At 64.2% G+C, this 18,204-nt stretch carries 18 protein-coding genes; 7 read left to right on the top strand and 11 right to left on the bottom strand.

The window, feature by feature from the left end; all coding sequences use genetic code 11:
* The 6 genes from VIM61_14215 to VIM61_14190 all read right to left on the bottom strand — a co-directional run.
* Positions 1-913: 2-oxo acid dehydrogenase subunit E2 (locus VIM61_14215; GenBank protein HEY8901564.1), on the bottom strand; the 913-nt coding region annotated here is incomplete at its 3' end.
* Positions 914-931: 18 nt separating this feature from the next.
* Positions 932-3,736 carry a 2-oxoglutarate dehydrogenase E1 component gene (locus VIM61_14210; GenBank protein ID HEY8901563.1) on the bottom strand — a complete coding sequence of 935 codons (2,805 nt, stop codon included), beginning with the start codon at positions 3,734-3,736 and terminating at the stop codon, positions 932-934.
* A gap of 152 nt (positions 3,737-3,888) precedes the next feature.
* Positions 3,889-5,205, bottom strand: coding sequence for a hypothetical protein (locus VIM61_14205; GenBank protein HEY8901562.1), 1,317 nt, complete (start codon positions 5,203-5,205; stop codon positions 3,889-3,891).
* 309 nt (positions 5,206-5,514) lie between these two features.
* Entirely contained in the window at positions 5,515-6,927 is a 1,413-nt protein-coding gene (locus VIM61_14200; protein ID HEY8901561.1) for a hypothetical protein, read from the bottom strand.
* On the bottom strand, positions 6,924-7,322 hold the full coding sequence (locus tag VIM61_14195) for a hypothetical protein (protein HEY8901560.1): 399 nt from the start codon (positions 7,320-7,322) through the stop codon (positions 6,924-6,926). Before VIM61_14195 ends, VIM61_14200 begins: the two co-directional genes overlap by 4 nt.
* Positions 7,319-7,828: a sigma-70 family RNA polymerase sigma factor gene (locus tag VIM61_14190; protein HEY8901559.1), complete on the bottom strand. Its 510-nt coding sequence runs from the start codon at positions 7,826-7,828 to the stop codon at positions 7,319-7,321. Before VIM61_14190 ends, VIM61_14195 begins: the two co-directional genes overlap by 4 nt.
* Positions 7,829-7,948: 120 nt before the next feature.
* Between VIM61_14190 and VIM61_14185 the strand changes: the two genes are divergently transcribed.
* From VIM61_14185 to VIM61_14170, 4 genes are read left to right on the top strand one after another with little or no spacing between them, the layout of a single operon-like run.
* Positions 7,949-8,884, top strand: coding sequence for an ATP-binding cassette domain-containing protein (locus tag VIM61_14185; GenBank protein ID HEY8901558.1), 936 nt, complete (start codon positions 7,949-7,951; stop codon positions 8,882-8,884).
* 7 nt (positions 8,885-8,891) lie between these two features.
* Positions 8,892-9,647 (top strand): ABC transporter permease, encoded by a 756-nt coding sequence (locus VIM61_14180; protein HEY8901557.1) that lies wholly within the window; start codon positions 8,892-8,894, stop codon positions 9,645-9,647.
* 3 nt (positions 9,648-9,650) lie between these two features.
* Complete coding sequence (locus VIM61_14175; GenBank protein ID HEY8901556.1) at positions 9,651-11,162, top strand: Gldg family protein; 1,512 nt, start codon at positions 9,651-9,653, stop codon at positions 11,160-11,162.
* Positions 11,159-12,529 carry a DUF4340 domain-containing protein gene (locus VIM61_14170; protein ID HEY8901555.1) on the top strand — a complete coding sequence of 457 codons (1,371 nt, stop codon included), beginning with the start codon at positions 11,159-11,161 and terminating at the stop codon, positions 12,527-12,529. Before VIM61_14175 ends, VIM61_14170 begins: the two co-directional genes overlap by 4 nt.
* A gap of 3 nt (positions 12,530-12,532) precedes the next feature.
* Here VIM61_14170 and VIM61_14165 read toward each other — a convergent pair whose 3' ends face one another.
* Genes VIM61_14165 through VIM61_14155 form a run of 3 tightly spaced genes read right to left on the bottom strand, consistent with a single transcriptional unit; the run spans position 12,533 to position 15,465 of the window.
* On the bottom strand, positions 12,533-13,414 hold the full coding sequence (locus VIM61_14165) for an HAD family hydrolase (GenBank protein ID HEY8901554.1): 882 nt from the start codon (positions 13,412-13,414) through the stop codon (positions 12,533-12,535).
* 54 nt (positions 13,415-13,468) lie between these two features.
* On the bottom strand, positions 13,469-14,347 hold the full coding sequence (locus VIM61_14160) for a TIGR01777 family oxidoreductase (protein HEY8901553.1): 879 nt from the start codon (positions 14,345-14,347) through the stop codon (positions 13,469-13,471).
* Positions 14,348-14,394: 47 nt separating this feature from the next.
* Positions 14,395-15,465 carry an N-acetylmuramoyl-L-alanine amidase gene (locus VIM61_14155; protein HEY8901552.1) on the bottom strand — a complete coding sequence of 357 codons (1,071 nt, stop codon included), beginning with the start codon at positions 15,463-15,465 and terminating at the stop codon, positions 14,395-14,397.
* Positions 15,466-15,543: 78 nt separating this feature from the next.
* Here VIM61_14155 and VIM61_14150 point away from each other — a divergent pair, with 78 nt between their 5' ends.
* Positions 15,544-16,068: a hypothetical protein gene (locus VIM61_14150; GenBank protein HEY8901551.1), complete on the top strand. Its 525-nt coding sequence runs from the start codon at positions 15,544-15,546 to the stop codon at positions 16,066-16,068.
* Here VIM61_14150 and truA read toward each other — a convergent pair.
* On the bottom strand, positions 16,062-16,802 hold the full coding sequence (gene truA / locus VIM61_14145; GenBank protein ID HEY8901550.1) for a tRNA pseudouridine(38-40) synthase TruA: 741 nt from the start codon (positions 16,800-16,802) through the stop codon (positions 16,062-16,064). The genes VIM61_14150 and truA overlap by 7 nt on opposite strands.
* Before the next feature lie 2 nt (positions 16,803-16,804).
* The gene (gene ruvX, locus VIM61_14140) at positions 16,805-17,242 is read right to left on the bottom strand and encodes a Holliday junction resolvase RuvX (protein ID HEY8901549.1); all 438 of its coding nucleotides are present in this window, start codon (positions 17,240-17,242) and stop codon (positions 16,805-16,807) included.
* Positions 17,243-17,286: 44 nt separating this feature from the next.
* Between ruvX and VIM61_14135 the strand changes: the two genes are divergently transcribed.
* Positions 17,287-17,586 carry a hypothetical protein gene (locus tag VIM61_14135; GenBank protein HEY8901548.1) on the top strand — a complete coding sequence of 100 codons (300 nt, stop codon included), beginning with the start codon at positions 17,287-17,289 and terminating at the stop codon, positions 17,584-17,586.
* Complete coding sequence (locus VIM61_14130; GenBank protein HEY8901547.1) at positions 17,583-18,188, top strand: Maf family protein; 606 nt, start codon at positions 17,583-17,585, stop codon at positions 18,186-18,188. Before VIM61_14135 ends, VIM61_14130 begins: the two co-directional genes overlap by 4 nt.
* Positions 18,189-18,204: the final 16 nt, after the last annotated feature.

Genomic DNA, 18,204 nt, shown 5'->3' with positions numbered 1-18,204 from the left:
GGTTCAGGATCGGCGTGCTCATGAGCGAGCCGTAAACGCCGCCGTTCGAGACGGTGAACGTGCCACCCTGGAGATCGGGAAGGCCAATCTTGCCTTCGCGGGCCTTGGCGGCGTAGTCGGCGAGGTCTTTCTCGATGTCGGCGAAGGATTTCTTGTCGCAGTCGCGCACGACGGGAACGATGAGGCCTTTTTCGGTGCCGACGGCCACGCCGATGTCGAAGTAGTTGGCGGTGACGAGGTCATCGCCGTCCATGCGGGAGTTGATGGCGGGCGTAGCCTTGAGGGCGTCGACGGCGGCCTTGATGAAGAAGGACATGAAGCCGAGCTTGATGCCATGCTTCTTCTGGAAGTCGTCCTGCATCTCCTTGCGGAGAGCGATGACGGCGCTCATGTCGCACTCGTTGAAGGTCGTGAGAATCGCGGCCGTGTGCTGCGCGGCGACGAGCTGCGTGGCGATCTTGCGACGGAGCGGCGAGAGCTTCTTGCGAGTGACGCGGGAATCATCGGCCACGGCGGGGGCGCTGGGCGCGGGAGCCGGCGGCTCCGGAGCGGGCGCAGGGGCTGCGACGACTGGTTCCGGCGCGGGAGCGGCGGGTTCGGGAGCGGCCTCGACGGCGACGGGCTCCTCCTTTTTGGCTTTGGGTGCCTTTTTGGCGGGAGCCTCGGCAGGGGCGGCGCCGGCGGCTTCGATCGTGGCCACGACCTGGCCGATCTTGACTTCCTCGCCCTCGGGCACGGCGATCTTGAGGATGCCGGATTCCGTGGCGTTCACCTCGCTGGAAACCTTGTCGGTCTCGAGAGTGAAGAGAATTTCACCGGATGTGACGGTCTCGCCATCCTTTTTGTGCCAGGTGGAAAGGAGTCCGCTGGTGATGGATTCGCCGACGGAAGGGACTTTGACTTCAGTGCTCATGCGCAGGGACGTCCAGTGTTACAAAGTGAACGCATCTTTGACCAGCGCCGCTTGTTCCTTTTTGTGGACGGCGATGGAGCCGGCAGCCGGGCTGGCAGCGGGCCTGCGACCGGCGTATTTGACCGGGCGCTCGAAGAGGTCCGCGAGCTGATAGGCGAGGAAGAACCAGGCGCCCATGTTCTGCGGCTCCTCCTGGCACCAGACGAGGGATTTCGCGTTCTTGTAGGGTGCGACGATGCGCTTCAGCTTCTCGCCGTAGAGCGGATAGAGCTGCTCGATGCGGACGATGGCCGTCTTGTCGTCCAGGCCGTTCTGCGTGCGGTAATTCTGGAGGTCGTAGTAGACTTTGCCCGTGCAGAGGATGACGCGCTCGACCTTCCTGGGATCCTTCGGCGCGGGGCCTTCGAGGATTTCGTAGAAGCGGGAGTTCGTGAAGTCCTCGGTCTTCGAGACGGCGGCCTCGAGACGGAGGAGGCTCTTCGGCGTCATGATGACGAGCGGCTTGCGGTAGCTCGTGTGAATCTGGCGACGCAGCACGTGGAAATACTGGGCGGGCGTCGTGAGATTGCAGACCAGCATGTTTTCCTCGGCGCAGCCCTGGAGGAAGCGCTCGAGGCGGGCGCTGGAGTGCTCGGGGCCCTGGCCTTCGTAGCCGTGGGGCAGAAGCATGACGATGGAGCTCGGGCGCTGCCACTTCGACTCCGCGGAGGAAATGAACTGGTCGATGATGATCTGCGCGCCGTTCACGAAATCGCCGAACTGCGCCTCCCACATGCAGAGCATGGAGGGGTAGTCGAGCGAGTAGCCGTAATCGAAGCCGAGGACGGCGTATTCCGACAGCGGGCTGTTGTAGACGCAGAATTTGGCCTGCTTGTCGCTGATGTGGTTCAGCGGAATGTAGTGCCGATCGCGGGAAACCTCGTCGTAAATGACGCTCAGGCGGTGGCTGAACGTGCCGCGGCGGCTGTCCTGACCGGAGAGGCGAACGGGCGTGTTCTCGAGGAGCAGCGAACCGAAGGCGAGAGCCTCGGCGAAGGCCCAGTCATAGGGGCCGCCTTCCTTCCAGACTTTCTTGCGACGGTCGATGAGGATGCGCTTGAGCTTCGAGAGAATGCGGAAGTCTTCAGGAACGGTCGTGAGCGCGCCGACGATCTTCTCGAGCGTCTCGGGCGTGATCGCGGTATCGATCGGCTCGTGGGAGTAGGGCGGCTGGAAGATGGCGGTAGAGCCGGCGAGTTCGTTCTTCGCGGCGCCGGCGGGCTTCGAGGCAGCCTCGGACTGGCTGGCCTTCACCTCGGCGAGAGCCGTCTCGAGCTCGCCGATCGTCTCGGCCTTGATCGTGGCGACGTCTTCCCTGGAAAGAGTCCCGAGCTTGATGATCTCCTGGCTGAAGATTTCGCTCAGGAGCGGGTGGTTCGCGATCTGGTTGTAGAGATCGGGCTGGGTGAAGCTGGGCTCGTCGAGCTCGTTATGGCCGTGGCGGCGGTAGCAGTAGATATCGATGACGACGTCCCGACCGAATTCCTGGCGGAACTCCGTGGCAAACTCGGCGACCTGAATGACGGCGAGCGGGTCTTCGCCGTTCACGTGGAAGATCGGCGCCTCGATCATCTTCGCCACGTCCGTGCAATACGGCGTGGAGCGGGAATCCTTCGGCAGCGTGGTGAAGCCGATCTGGTTGTTCACGACGATGTGAACGGTGCCGCCGGTGGAGTAACCCGGGAGCTGCGACATGTTGAAGACCTCGGCGACGATGCCCTGGCCGATAAAGGCGGCATCGCCGTGCACGAGGAGCGGGAGCACCTGCTTACGCGTCTCGGTATCGCCGACCACGCGCTGGCGGGCCCGGGCCTTGCCCTGGACGACCGGATCAACGGCCTCGAGATGGCTGGGGTTCGCTGCGAGGTGGACTTCAACGTCCCAGTTCGGCTCGGGATGACGCGTGGTCTGGTAGCCGAGGTGGTATTTCACGTCGCCGCTGCCGCCGACGGACTGCGGCACGTAGTTCTCGGAGAACTCGTTGAAAATGAGGGCGAGCGGCTTGTGGAGGAAGTTCGCGAGAACGTTCAGGCGACCGCGGTGCGCCATGCCGAGGACGATTTCCTTGATGCCGGCCTTCGGGCAGTTCTTGAGGATGACCTCGAGAGCGACGATGAGGGCTTCGCCGCCTTCGAGCGAGAAGCGCTTGTTGCCCTGATATTTCGTGTGGAGGAAACGCTCGAATTCCTCGGCCTTGAGAAGCTTGCGGAGGACGTCGCGCTGGATCGGGCCGTCATGCCTGGCCCAATCGCTGCGGTCTTCCATGCGCTTGAGCACCCAGTTCCGGATCGTGGGATTCTGGATGTGCATGAACTCGGCGCCGATCGTGTCCGAGTAGATTTCCTTCAGCTCGGCGATCATCTCGCGGAGCTTCATCTTGCGGCCGTCGCGGAAGAAGCGGGAGCTGACGGTCGTGTCGAGGTCGGCCTCGGTGAAGCCGAGTTCCTCGAGGGAGAGGAGCGGGCTCTCCGGCGCGGTGGAGGAAAGAGGATCGAGCTTGGCGATCGAGTGGCCCAGCGTGCGATACATGTAGACGAGCCCTTCCACGCGGGTCTCGAAGCTGGTGTTGGCAATGCCGGTGCCGGAAAGAGTCGTCGCGGAGCCATTGGTGGCCGGGGCGGCAGGTGCGGCGCCATTTTTGGAAACGGGCTTGGCGCAACCGAGTTCGAAGCCCTCGAAGAAAGCGGCCCAGTCGGCGCTGACGGCGGTTGGATTCCTGCTCCAGAGTTCGTAGTTATCGTCGAGCAACGCCTCGTTCCAGCGGGCGGTAAAAGAACTGTTCATTGAGAATGGTTAGTGTGCGAGAGAGAACAACCCCGGCGTCAAGAGCCGGGGTTGCAGTGTGGAAATGTGGGGCAAATCTGCCCGGGGAGCAAGTCAGGTTTGGAAAAGTCCGAGATTTTGAATCGGGCAAATCCGGGGCGTCGTGCGGTTATTCATCGGTTCCAGACCCACGGCTGGCCGTCGGCCCAACCCGCACCGGTGAGCGTGTAGCCGGTGGAATCCTTGGTCGCGTAGCGGATCGGCTGGCCGGTCATGGGATCCAGCGGCAGGGCGGCGAGGGTATCGGGAACGAGTTCCTCGGGCTTTCCGGGATACGCGCCCTTCGCGATCCGGTAGCGTTCCAGCCCGCAGGCCAGCTCTGCCTGGGCGAGGTAGGTCTGGAGCTGGGCGGAAATGCGGGCGTCCTCCGTAAGAGCCTCGAAGCGGGAGAGCGCCTTTTCGGGCAGAACTTCCGTTTTCGGCAGCTGGATGCCTTCCGACAGGCTGAGCCCGTCGAGGAAGTCCTGCATGGCGCGATTTGCGGCGACCTGGCGGGCCCGCAGTTCGCGTTTGTCGAGGCTGACGAGGTCCGTCCCGAGCCAGCCCTGCAGTTCGTCGCTCGCGGAGGGGCGTTCGCCATTGAGTGCGAGATTGATCGCGGAATTCAACTGCGCCCGCTCGCCGCGCACGGCCCAGCCGAGGTCGGTGACGAGCCGCGCCTTTTCGAGGGTTGCGCCGAAACGAGCGAGCTGCTCGTCGGACCATGCGTCCCAGAGGATTCCGACCCGCACGCAGCCGGCGAAAAGGCCGAGGAGCAGCCGACGGGTGCGTTGCGAGGGGAGGAAAGGCTCGCTCGCCAGCGAATCGGCCATCCGGCCGATGAGGAGCAGGTCGATCGAGGCCGCGTCGGCGTCGCCGGTGGAGAGCTGCGCCACGGCGTGAATTGCCAGCCAGTCGCCGAGCGCCTCGAGGTAGCGGAGGTGCGGCAGCCTGGGAAAGGGCCGGGCGTAATCGATCGGAAAACGCGCCGCCGGTCGATCGGCCGCAGCGGCGAGCGGCGTGAAATCGAGGCCGAGGGCGCGGATTCCCGCTCGCACGCGATCACCGGCGAGGAGAAAATCGGTCTGCCTGCGCACGAGGCCGGCCTGCTGGAGGGCGGCCGCGATGGCGTCCAGGCTGGCGCCGTTACCCTTCGTCGCCGAGGCGAGGAGAACCGTCACGTCGAGGCCGTTGCCGGGATTTGCGGCGAGCTGGAGCAGGCGATCCCGGGGCGCGTCCGCATCGAGGCCCGAAAAAACGTCCGCCGCGAAAAAATTCTGCTCATTGGGAATCTCGGCGGGTTTCACATCGGCGAGATAGAGGGGTTCGCCGTTCTTCTTGAGTTCGTCCGAGAGCTTCAGCCACTCGGAATGGGTGTCCCGCCCATAGCCGCCGTGCAAAAATCCGTAAAGCGCAAGCGCCACCGCGCTGATCAAGCCGACCACGACCACGACCCACGCGAATAACGTCGAGCGGTTGGGGCGGGGACGGTTAGGCGGAGAGAAAGATCGCACGGGCTAAAAACGGAGCACTCGGAGAATGAACTGGGTCCGCTGCGCGAGCGCTCTCGGTGCGTCTGGTATCGATGAATTGATCGGTGAGGAGAAAGCCAAGTGCATGGTGAGCACTTTTCGACGACGGGAGGGCAATGACCAGCACGGATGTGCTACCAACGGATGATCGAGAGGCTTTTACCGGCCTTCTAACGCAGAGAATTCGAGAGGGAACGGATATTGATACTCTCTGGGGCGCAAGGAATCTTAATTTGGCCAGATAAGATCTGCCTCCGGCGAATCGCCTGCTGCCCACAGACGAAAGGTCTCGGGCGAAAGTCGGCGGTAGTGAAAGGGCTCATGGACGAGGACATCGCGGGGAATCGTCGGGAGATAGGTCGGCACAAGTTCGGCGAGGTTGCCGGGATAGGATCCATACCGGAGGCGGTATCGTTCCAGCGCGCAGGCGACGATGGTCTGCCGAATGTCCGTCATGTGGACCGCGAAAACATCCACCTGGCCTCCCAGCAAGTAGAAGAAGTTGTTGGCGAAGACCCGCGTCACTTGACTTAGAGGCGCGGGGACGTAGCGATAGCGGCGAGGATCGAGCCCGTTGAGAGGTGCGGCCTCGAGGGCGTCGACGATTTTCTGGACGCCCCGGTTCAGAGCAACGCGGTCGTCGAAGCCGAACAGGTGAAGATAGATCGGAAAAGCCTGCCGTAGTCCGGAGGGGAGTTGCTCGACGAGATCCGCACGGTCTTTCGACGGACGAAGAAGGACGGCTTCGAAGGCTTGGTTGGATCGGCCGCGTTCCGTGCGGTAGGCGAGGGCTAAGCCTGGCAGAAGGTCGATTTGCGCGAGGGTGTTTTGGAGAGATGCGAGTTCGGCGTCGCTCCATCGGTGCTCTTCTAGGCCGGTTTGAACGAGGGTTCTAGCCTGGGCAACCACGCTGATGCGGAGCATTTGGGCGTAAAGAAGGGGCTCTCTTGCCAAGGTGTCGCTCATTCGCAGGAGATCCAAGGTGAGCAGGGTGGCCGTCGCGGAGTCGCCGCGAAAAAGCGCGGCGTAGGCAAAGGCGGTCAGCGTATAACCGATCTCATGGAAGCCCGGATAGGGATTCATTTTCCAAGGGAGCGTTGCGTAGTCGAAAGGAAACCGTGCATCCCCTCGGGCAAGCAACGACTCGATTTTGGATGGGACCGGGGCCAGAGGGGCGAGCAGGCGGCCGAGAAGAGTCACGCCTGCTGGTCGCATTTTGGGAGAAAGCTCCGAAAGTCTCAGGCCAAGTTGATAGGCGGCATATGCGCGGGCGGAAGAGCCCGAGGGCTGAAAGTTTGGAAAAACGACGCGGATAGCAGCCAGCTCGTCCGCCGTCACGAGAGAATCAAGGAGCTGGAATGGCGTCTCCTTGATGGCGGGCTGGCCCGGGGGGGGCTCGGCAGGACGCCAGATGGAGTCCGCAAAGAAATTCTGATCGTCCGGAATCGGTGGTGGGGCAAATTCGACCATGGAGAGCTTCTCGCCCCGGGTGAGCAGTTCGGCCTTCGTTTTTGCCCACTCGCGGCGGGTGGTGAAAGAGAACCACGAGAGGCCCAGCGCGACGAGGGTCACGACGACGATGCCGGAAAAAACCGCAAAGCGGAGAAAGCGTTTCCAGAGCGGGGGGCGGGAAGGGGTCATAAATCTTCGGGGCGTGGGAGGATGAGCGCCGGATGGAGCGGGCGCACCGGGCGAAGGTCGCGGGTGCACTCGGCCTCGAGGCGGGCAAGGAGGCGTCGCTCGATCTCCCATTGCACGAAATACTCCCGCGCCGCGGGCAGGCGGTCGCGGTATTCCGGCGGGCTGACGGTGTAGAGCTCGGGGCCGCGGGGGCCGGCGACGTTCAGCGCGGCGATGGCGATCCACGCCGCCGCGAGCGCGCCCCAGGCGATCGGGTGCGGCCAGAGCAGCCGGGCGAGGACGATGCGCCAAGCGGGACGCTCGGCCTCGCGGGCGATGGCGAGGATGCGGGCGCGGAGCTCGGAGGGAGCGTCGCGGCGTGGGGTGGCGGCGAGGCGTCGTTCGAAAGGCGTCATTGGATCTCCTCGTAAAGCGGACGCAGCAGCGTGCGTAATTTGTCCATGCCGTAGCGGTAGCGACTGGCTGCGGTGTTTGGGGAAATGCGAAGGGAGTCGGCGATTTCCTCGAAGGTGAGGCCCTGCCAGAGCTTGAGATGGACGACCGCTCGTTGCTCGGGCGGAAGGTCGCCGAGGGCGCGGACGAGGGAGTCGCGGAAGGCGGCTTCGTCGCAGTCGTCGGCGGGGTTGGGGTCCGAGAAGAGTGGTGGCGCGGCGGCCTCGGCTTCCGCGTGGCGCTGGCGGACGGCGCGGCGGCGAGCCGCATCGACCGCGCGCGTGTAGATCATGCGAAGCAGGAAGGCGCGCTCGTTGCGAACTCCGTGGAGCAGCCTGGGGCGGGTGGCAAGCTGGCAGAAAATTTCCTGGAGGATATCGGCCGCCTCCGCCTCGCGGCGCGTGAGCTCGAGCGCGAAGGCGTAGAGCGCGGACGCGTGGTCGTCGTAGAGGCGGGCGAGGGTGGACATCCGGAAGAAGGACGCGGCGTGAGCCGAAACTTGTCTAACCCCGACGAGCGTCTACGTTTCTGCCCGGTCTGTTAATCTGGAAATTTTGCCGGATCCGCGTTTAGCTCTTCAACCCGCCCCATGATCAAAGTCGAGAACCTCACGAAGCGCTACGCCGGCTTCACCGCCGTCAATGGCATCAGTTTCGAGGTCGGCAAGGGTGAGATCGTTGGCTTTCTCGGGCCGAATGGCGCCGGCAAGAGCACGACGATGAAGATGCTCTCGTGCTACCTGCCGCCGACGAGTGGTCGGGCCGAGATCGCGGGCTACGACGTGTTCAAGGATTCGCTCCGTGCCCGGGAGCGCATCGGCTACATGCCCGAGAGCGTGCCGCTCTACAACGACATGCGCGTGGTCGAATATCTCAAATACCGCGCCTCGCTGAAGGGGGTGCGCGGCCGCCGCATGAAGGAACGCGTGGGCGATGTGATGGACCTCTGCGCGCTGAAGGACGTGGAACGCAAGCTCGTGGGCAACCTCTCGAAGGGCTACCGGCAGCGGGTCGGCCTCGCCGACGCCATGGTGCACGAGCCCGACCTGCTCATCCTCGACGAGCCCACGATCGGCCTCGACCCGAACCAGATTCGGCAGGTCCGCGAACTCATCAAGAATCTCGGCCGCCACCACACGATCCTCATTTCGACGCACATCCTGCCCGAGGTCGAGATGACGTGCTCTCGGGTGATCATCATCAACAAGGGCCGCATCGAGGCCTCCGATGCACCGGAAAACCTCCGCGCTCGCCTGCGCGCGACCGGCGACGTCCATTTCGAGGCCCGCGTGCCCGACGAGGAAAAGGCAAAGGCCGTCCTGCTGGAATTGCCCGGGGTGAAAACCGCGTCGGCGATGCCCGAGGGTGACTGGACGCTCTTCGCCCTTGGCATCGAACCCGGCGCGGATCCCCGCGAGCAGATTCACGCCACGGCGGTTCGCCTCGGCTGGCCGGTGCGCGAGCTCAGCCGCGACCGCGTCACCCTCGAGGACGTGTTCACCGAAATCACTCACCCGGACGAATAGCCGCCCCATGCGCAAGTTTTTCACCCTCTGGTCCCGTGAGGTCGCCGTGTATTTTCGGTCGCCCGCCGCCTACGTGATCCTGTTTTTCTTCCTCCTGCTCACGGGCTTCAATTTCTGGTCCGTGCTCAACGCGATGAATCGCAGCCCGGCCTTCGTCTCGGTCTTCGAAGCGTATTTCAATACCGTCTTTTTCTGGTTTGGCTTCGTGCTGCCGTTTCCGCTCATCACGATGCGCCTGTTTTCCGAGGAATATAAGCTCGGCACGATCGAGCCGCTGATGACCGCGCCCGTGCGCGACATCCAGGTGCTGCTCGCGAAATATCTCAGCGCCGTCTTCTTCTACGCGATCCTCTGGCTGCCGAGCCTGCTCTATTTCGCCGTCTTCCAATGGCAGACCGGCCTGCAGGCGGCACCGTCGCCCGGGTGCTACTTCGGCGCGTATGCGATGCTGCTGCTGCTCGGGCTTTTCTACATCTCGCTCGGCTGCTTCACCTCCGCCCTCACGCGGAATCAGATCGTCGCCGCGATCATGTCCTTCGCGATGATCGTGCTGCCCTTCCTCTGGAGTTATCTCTCGCGGGTGTTTCCGAGCGTCGGCCAGGTGCTGCGCGATGTGACGGACTACGTCTCGCCGATTCAGCACATGGCGCAATTCTCGCAGGGGCTCTTCGATACGCGCCCGGTGGTGTTTTATCTCAGCCTCACCGGCATGGTGCTTTTCTTCACGTATCAGGTATTTCAATACCGCCGCTGGAAAGTCTGACCGATGGCCAAATCGAAAAAATCGGCGAAAGCCAGCTTCTCGCGCACTGGCATCGGCTTCGGCGTCGTCATCCAGGCGATCTGCGTCGTGTTCCTCGTGATCGTCGCGAACAACATTGGCTTCAATTACTTCCAGCGCTGGGATTTCTCCCGTTCGCAGCGGTTTTCCCTCGCCGAGCAGACGAAGCAGGTGCTGCGGCAGTTCGACAAGCCCGCCACAATCATCGTCTATTTCTCGGCGAGCAGCCTCACGCTGGAGTCCTCGCTCGCCGGCGACCTCGAGAATCTTCTCGCCGAGGTCCAGTTCTCGGCCCGCGACAATCTCAAGATCGAATGGGTCGACCCGACGCGCGATGTCTCCCGGGCGCGGGAACTTCAGACAAAATACAAATTCAACGACGACGAGAACCGGCTCATCCTCGACTACGATGGCCGGACGAAATTCATCCCGATCCGGGAGCTCGGCGATTTCGACATGAGCGGCATGGCGGCCGGCGAACCCCCGCGCCTGCAGGCCTTCAAGGGCGAGGCCGTGCTCACCGCCGCGTTCATCGAGCTGCTGAATCCGAAGCAGTCGCGCATTTATTTTCTCCAGGGCCACGGCGAGGTGCCCCCGGCCGATCTCACCCGGCTCAACGATTTCATTACGCGCCAGAACGCGGCGTCGTTCGGCCTGAATCTCGCCGCCGCGGACGCCATTCCGAAGGACGCCGACGCGATCTGCATTGTCGGCGCGCAATACGACATCTCCTCCCGCGAGCTCGAGATCCTCGAGAAATACTGGCAGGACAACGGCCGCATCGTCGTCCTGATTCGTCCCGGCACGAACACGCCGAACCTCCGCAAGTTGCTCAACGCCGCCTGCATCTTCCCGCGCAACGACAGGGTGCTCGTCACCGTGCGTTCGGTCACGCAGCCCGACCTGCTCGGCATCGAATACCGCGTGGCGGGCATCTTCATGCCCGACAGCCCCATTACGAAGCGGCTCGGCGGCGTGAACGCCTATTTCGTCGGAGGAACTTCGTCGCTCTTCCTCGATATCGCCGCCGCGCCGCGGGGGGACATTCAGGTGCGTCCGCTCATCCTCGCCGCCGAGCAATACTGGGGCGAAGTCGATTACCTCGATGCCGAGAAGAAGGGCGTGCGCTACGACGACGGGGTGGACACCGGCCAGCCGGTCATCATTGCCGCCTCCGCCGAAAAAGGCGGCGCACGGGACGAGCGCACCGACATCGCAGCCTCCCGCATGGTCGTCGTCGGCAACAGCGCGTTCATCGAGGATGCCGCGCTTGCCGACACCGCCACCCAGGGCAATCTCGACTTCATGGTGAGCGTGATCAACCGCATGATCGAGGGTCGCTCGAAGCTCACCGGCGTAGCGCCGCGCGCCATCACGAATTACATGCTCAGCCTCACCGAGGCCCAACTGCGCTCCATCGCGCTCTACGTGCTCGTCCTCATTCCCGCGGCCGCCGCGCTGCTGGGCATCATCATGGGACTGCGCCGCCGTGCATGAGCAGGGTCGCCACCATTCTGCTCGTGCTGCTTGCGCTCGGGGCGGGGCTGTTTCTGCTGCTCGTCGAGCCGCATTGGAAAAGCACGCGCGAGGCCGAGGCCACGAAGGATTTCGTGCTGCAGATCAATCCCGGAGCCATCACGGGGATTCGCGTTGCCGCCGGGGACGACGGCTACGAACTCGAGCGCCGGGATGCCGGCTGGTGGATTGGCCCGAAGCCGAAGGACGTGGCCTCGCCGAAGATGGTGGGCCAGTTGCTCGAGGCTGCGGCGCGTCTGCGCGTCTTCGACGTGATCAAGGCCTCCGAGTTCAGGGACGCGCACGATCTCGACACCTACGGTCTCGAGAATCCGAAGAGCCAGCTGGACCTCATCGGCGATGGCGCGCCGGCGCTCTATTTCGGCAAGGAAGCGGCGAGCGACGGCCGTATCTACGTGCGCCGGGCCGACTCGAACGACGTCTTTGTCGTGAGCGACCAGTTGCAGCGCCTCGCGTTTCGGAATGCCCAGGATTTTCGCGACCGTCGGCTCACGAATCTCACGCCGGACCGCATCGACAAGTTTTCCATTCGCCGAGCGGGCGGCGAGATCGCGTTGGAGCGAGGCGGCCGGGGCTGGGAGATCGTGCGTCCGCTGCGGGCGCGAGCGGACGATGCGACCGTTGAGAAGCTGCTCGGGGATTTGCTCGGTCTCGAAATTCTCGATTTCGTCGCCGACGATTCCGACGATCTGAGCGCGTATGGCCTGGGCGGGCCGAGGGCCGAACTCGTGATGCAGGTCGAGGACGAGGCGCGGCCGATCGCGCTGCGGATCGGTGCGGAGGAGGACCGCGGGGGCGTGAAGACCGTGCTCGCGCAGTTTACCGCCCGCGACAGCATCTACCATCTTCCCGTGAAAGCGTGGGATTTGCTGCCGCTTGATCCCGATAACCTGCGCGACCGGCATCTGCTCGACCTGAACCTCGATACGGTGGATGCGATTCGCCTGCGCGATGGTGCGAAAGAGCGCACGATCGCGCGCGATGGCGACGACTGGAAGTCGAACGGCCGTGTGGTCAAGGACAAGGTCGTCGAACGCGTCGTGAAGAATCTGAGCGGCGCAAAGGTCAGTCGCTACCTGCCGATCACGGAGGAAAATCTCCGCACGGCCGGCCTGGCCACGCCGTCGGGCGAAATCGCGTTCGATGCGTGGCTGTCGGAGAACACCCCGGAGACCACGGCTGGCCGCCGCGCGGTGGCGACGGTGCATATTGGCGCGCGGAAGGGCGACGAACTCTTCGTGCGCATCGACGAAAGCCCGGAAATCTGCGTGATCCCGTCGAAGGCTCTCGACGGCTTGCCGGGCGGCGATCCGACGCTCGAGCCGTAGGCTCTAAAATTTCGGAGCGCGAACGGTGCCAGCCTCGATGTCCGAGCGGCGGCGCTGGACGATGCGGTCGGCGACCTCGTGCACCATCTCTTCGAGCAGGAGGCGCAGGTGGCTGCCGCGACGGAAATCCGAGGGGGCGATGTTCTTCACCCGGTCGGCGTGGACGCAGAGCTGGTAGCACTTCTTGAAGCTCGAGCGCGTGGGGTCCTCGGGATTATAGACCGCGATGGCCTGGCCGCCATTGCGCCGCATCACGGTGAAGCAGGGCACGTCGGTCGGCCCGTCGCCGACGTAGACCATGTTCTGGAACGGCACGGGCCGCAGCTCGGCCGGCATGTGGTCGTTCACGTCCTGCGACATGTCGAGCATCCCCTTGTTGATGCGGAAGAGATATTGCGTCTTCTGGGTGTGGCTGATGACGCGGCGGGGGAAGGTGATCTGGCCGTGGGCGTCCTCGGCGAACTCGCAACCGAAGATGGCCTTCACGAACGGCGCGAGCCGGCTGCCTTCGATGAGCACCTTGATGCCGGACGAGATGATGTAGTGCTCGACCGTGATGCCGTGCGCCTCGTGCTCCGCGGTGAGCAGGCCGCTCTGAAACTCCGAAAACATCTCGGGCAGGCCGGGATAGAAATTCAGCTTCGATCCGAGCTCGCGCAGCTGCGCATTCGTCGGGCGATCCATCCCGAGGTAGTCGAGCATCACCTTCATGTAGGCGAGTTCATTGTCGTAACCCTCGCCCTGCACGAGCTCGCCGCATTTTTCCCAGAAGCTCTTCGAGTTGATGCCGAAGTGCGGGAAGATCGCCTCCTCCTGCATGTAGTTCGGACTGAGGGTCTGGTCGTAATCGTAAACGATTGCGATGATGTTTTGCGGAGAGGACATGGGGCGCAGAGTGATCGCAAGTTTCGGGCCATGCGAATGGAAAACCCGCGGGCGCTAGCTGCGGACGGCTGCGGCGACGGCGGACTCCAGGGTCGGGTGGCGGAAGCGGTATCCGGATGCGAGCGTGGCCGTCGGCACGACGCGCTGGCTGTCGAGCAGGAGGTGGGATAGCTCGCCGAGGCCGATTTTCAGGGCAAATGCGGGCGCCGGAATGATGGCAGGGCGATGGACGGCGCGGGCAACGGCGCGCGTGAAATCGGCATTTCGCACCGGATCGGGCAGCACGGCGTTGAGTGGGCCTTCGATGGACTCGCTCTCGATCGCGTGGAGGATGAGGCCGGCGACGTCGTCGACATGCACGCACGACATCCACTGGCGCCCGTCGCCGAGGTTGCCGCCGAGGCAGAGGCGAAATGCCGGGGCGACGAGTTGCATCGCGCCGCCGTCGCGGCCGAGGACGAAACCGGTGCGAATACGCACGGTGCGGATCGTGGCGGCGCGGGCTTCGGCTTCCCAGGACTGACAGACATCGGCGAGGAAGCCGGTGCCGGACGGGCTGCCCTCGGAGACTTCCCGCTCGCCGGTGTCGCCGTAAAAGCCGATGGCGGACCCGCAGATGAAGACCGAGGGGCCGGAGCGCGCGGCGGCGATGGCTTCCACGACGCGGCGGGTGCCCTGCACGCGACTCTCGCGGATGCGGCGCTTCTTGGCGGGAGTCCACAGGCCCATGATGCTTTCACCGGCGAGGTGAACGAGGGCGCCGAGACCGGAGACATCCGGAGGCGTGTCGAGGGAGAATGGGCGAGCCTCGAGAAATCCGGGAAGCGGCTCGGGATGCCGCGAGAACGAGACGACCTGATGGCCGTGTTCGCGGGCGAGCTTCGCGAGATGGCCGCCGATGAATCCCCGGGCGCCGGTGATGCCGATTTTCATACTGGGGATACGAAGCGGCGGGCCGTTTGGTCGCTTCTGGCGGGCAATCAATCCTTGAAGGTGCGATTCAGCCACTTCAGCGGGAAGCGGTCGCCGGGGCAGTCGGTGGGCTTGGGGTTGATCTGCTTGTGGCCGCGCACGATGATGTCCTTGCCCTTCACCTTGCCGCAGCGCTTGCGGAGGTAGGTGATGAGTTCCTGCAGGGCGGCGAGCTGGGTCTTCGTCGGCACGTCGCGGTTGAAATCGCCGACGAGGCAGATGCCGAGCGCGATATTGTTGAGATAGTCGCTGGCGACGTGGCCGCCGTTGATTTGCCGGGTCCAGCGGCTGCCGATCTCGATCTCGCCGTTGCCGGAGGAATGGCCGTTGCCGATGACGAAGTGGTAGGCGAGACCGTTCTGCATGTGGCGCACATTGCGGTGGTAGGCGTCGAACGCCTTCGCGTTGCCCTGCCGCGTTCCACTGTTGTGCACGATGATGTATTTCCAGCGGTTGCGCTTCACCTTCGCGTTGTCGATGGCGGCGCGGACTGCGGGCGTGAGGTAAGTGTATTTCGGGCCACCACCGAAGAGGGACCACCCCTGCTTCTTCGGCGGAGGAATCTCACCCTCGTCCTCGGCTTTGCCGGATTTTTCGATGACAATCGGCGCGCTGGCCTTCTCGTCGGCCTTGCGGTCGACCGTCGGCTCCGGAGTGGGCGTGGGCCGCGGTGTCGGCGTGGGCCGCGGTGTCGGCGTGGGTTTGGGAGTGGTGGTGGGCCGCGGTGTCGGGGTCGGTTTTGGAGTGGGCGTGGGTTTCTCGGTCTCCGACTCTTTTTCTTCTTCGGGAGTGGCTTTCGGTTTCGGCCGCGGCGTGCTTGCCGGCTCTTCCTCCTCGTCCGGGGTCGGACGAGGGGTGCTGCGCGGCTTCGGCTTTGGGGTCGAACGGCTGGCCGGAGTGGGCTTGGGCTTCGGCGTCGAGGTGGCGCGGGGAACGGGACGAATGTCCTCTCGCGAGCGGAGAAAAAGGGCGCGCTTCTGCTCGTCGGTCATTTCGGAGTGAGCGACCGGGAGAAAGTTGGCGATCGCCGCAAAAAACAGAAGGACCGGGAGAACACCGGCGGGAAGCAGCTTGCGCACGCGCGCAGGCTAGCAAAATACCGCGAGGGTTCAAGTGATGGCCTTTGCAAATGCGGTGGTTGGGCGTAGCATGTCCGCATGAAACGGTGGTTCCCCCTCGTCGTTTTTCTCACGGTCGCTGCGTCGGTGGCGCAGGCCGAGTCGGTGCAGCAGGTTTACGCGCGCGGCGTGCGGGCGTATAGCGGCGGCAATCTCGAGCAGGCGCAGAAGCTTTTCCGGGAGGTGCTGGCGGCCGATCCGGGCAATCAGCCCGCGGCCCTGTATCTCCAGCGCATCGCGGCGGAAAAGCCGAAGAACGTTGACCTGCGCAAGCAGATGGAGGGAGTTATTGTTCCGAAAATCGACTTCCGCGACACCTCGCTCACCACGGTGCTGGACTTTCTGCCCAAGGTTGTCGCGGAGCAAACCGGCGGCCATGCCACCCTCAATATCGTGCGGATGTTCTCCTCGGACTACGGCCGCGAGAAGCTGATCACGCTCCAGCTTTCGGGCGTGCCGGTGACCAGCGTGCTCGATTACGTGGCCCAGCTCGCGAACGTGAAGGTCGCCTACCAGGCCCACGCCGTGGTGATCAGCGCTCCGCAGACGGTCGCCGCTCAGTAGAGCACGCGCACGAGATACAGGCCGTCCGCCGGGGCGACATAGGTCCAGTGCCCCGAGGTGGGCGCGGCGAGCAGGGTGCGAATTCGATCCGCGGAATCGCGCCCCTGCGCGACCCGCACGCCGGCGCCCGTGAGCATGCGGACCATTTTATAGAGGAAGCCGTTGCCGTGAAACGTCAGCGCGAGTCCCGAGCTGGTGGTGGTGAGGCGGATGGAATCGATCGTGCGCACCGGATCGGTGACCGGAGTGCTGCGATTTGCCGCGAAGGCGCGGAAGTCATGCGTGCCGACGAAAAGCTGCAGCGAATCCCGCAGCGCGTCGAGATCGAGCGCGTGGGGAAAATGCCAGGCGCGCCCTGCGCGGAATGGCGCCAGCACGGGCCGGGTATCCATCTCGTAGCGATAAATTTTTCCCCTGGCGGCGAAGCGCGCGTGAAAATTTGTCCGGGTGCGGACGGACCGAAGAATGCGAATCGCTGGAGGCAGGGTGGCGTTCAGCGCGCGGAGCCATGCATCGGCTGGCATGCGGGAGTCGGCCGGGGCATCGAAATGCGCGATCTGGCCGAGCGCGTGAACCCCGGCATCGGTGCGACCGGAGCCATGCAGCGTGATCTTCGTGCCGGATATCCTGAGGAGGGCGCCCTCGATGAGATCCTGGACGGTGTTGCCGCCCGCCTGGCTCTGCCAGCCCGAAAAAGGCGCGCCGTCGTAGGCGATGGTCAGTTTCAGCCGCACGGTCAAAGGCTCGAGAGGCCGCCGGCCTGGGCGTCGAGCCAGCTTTGCAGAATCACCTGCGCTGCCGCCTGGTCGATGATGTTCTTCTGCTCGTGAGCCTTGCGGCCGGCCTCGCGCAGCGAGCGCTGGGCGGAGAGCGTGGTCATGCGCTCGTCGAGGCCAATGATGCGCACGGCGGGATCGTTGATCGCGGCACGCAGGGCGTCGATAAATTTGGCGGCCTTCTCGGCGGCGGGCCCGTGGGAGCCATCCATGTTGCGCGGCAGGCCGATCACGATCGCGTCGACATCGCGGCTGGTGACGAGTTCGCGGATGCGGGCGATGGCCGGCGTGCGGCGAACGTCGATCGTCTCGAGCGGATGCGCGAGAAATTTGAGTTCGTCACTGATGGCTACGCCCACGCGAACGTCTCCGGGATCGATGCCAAGGGCGCGTTTCATTTGCCATTGAAAATGCCATACCTCGCTCCTAAGTTGCGAGACGTATGGCGTCTCTTCCCATTTCCAAGTTCGGCGAAAACCTTCCCGTCACTGGCCTCAGTGCCCTGTCGCAAGTCGCCGTCGGCCTCGGAGTGGGACTGCTCGTTGCCGACAAGCTCGAGACCACGGCCCGCCAGCGCGCGGCCATCGTCCTGATCGGCGCCGGCGCCGCCGCGGTGATTCCCTTCGTGGCCGGTATCTACGATCGCCTCAGCCATCGCACGTCCTCGGAGCGCGACATGCGTCGCCGTCTGGATTCGCTGCGTGAGGATGTCGGCTTCGCCGGAGACGACGAGATCGCTTGAGCGAGTCGATCGAACGAGTGTCCGCCTCCCGGCTCGTGCTGGCGTCGGGCTCGCCGCGCCGCCGGGAATTGCTTGCCGAGGCTGGGATCGAGGCCGTTTGCGAGCCGACTGATGTCGAGGAGCTGACCGTCGCCGACGGGCCACCGTATGGACTCGCTCTGGCGAACGCGGAGCTCAAGGCCATGTCGATTGCGCTTTCCCGGCCGGACCGCATCGTTCTCGGGGCGGATACCATCGTCGTCTTCGAGGGCGACGTTTACGGGAAGCCTCGCGATCACGACCACGCCTTCGAGATGCTCAGCCGCCTGGTCGGGCACGTGCACGAAGTCATCACCGGCGTGTGCCTGGTCGAATGGGGGCGCACGGCGATGGTCAAATTTCACGAGGTGACTCGCGTCCGGTTCAAGCGCCTCTCCGCGGAGGAAATTCAGGCTTACCTCGCCTCGATCGACCCGCTCGACAAAGCCGGCGCCTACGCGGCGCAGGAGGATGACGGCCGCATCATCGAATGCCTCGAGGGATCGTTCTCGAACGTCGTGGGACTTCCGATCGAACGCGTCCGCGAAGCGCTGGTCGCAAACTTTCCCGGCGAGCTGGCGTAGTCCCTGGCGATTGAAG

The sequence above is a fragment of the Chthoniobacterales bacterium genome, assembly GCA_036569045.1.
Lineage (GTDB): Bacteria > Verrucomicrobiota > Verrucomicrobiia > Chthoniobacterales > JAATET01 > JAATET01.
The sequence above is the reverse complement of the archived record's forward strand: the minus strand, read 5'-3'. Positions and strand labels throughout refer to the sequence as shown.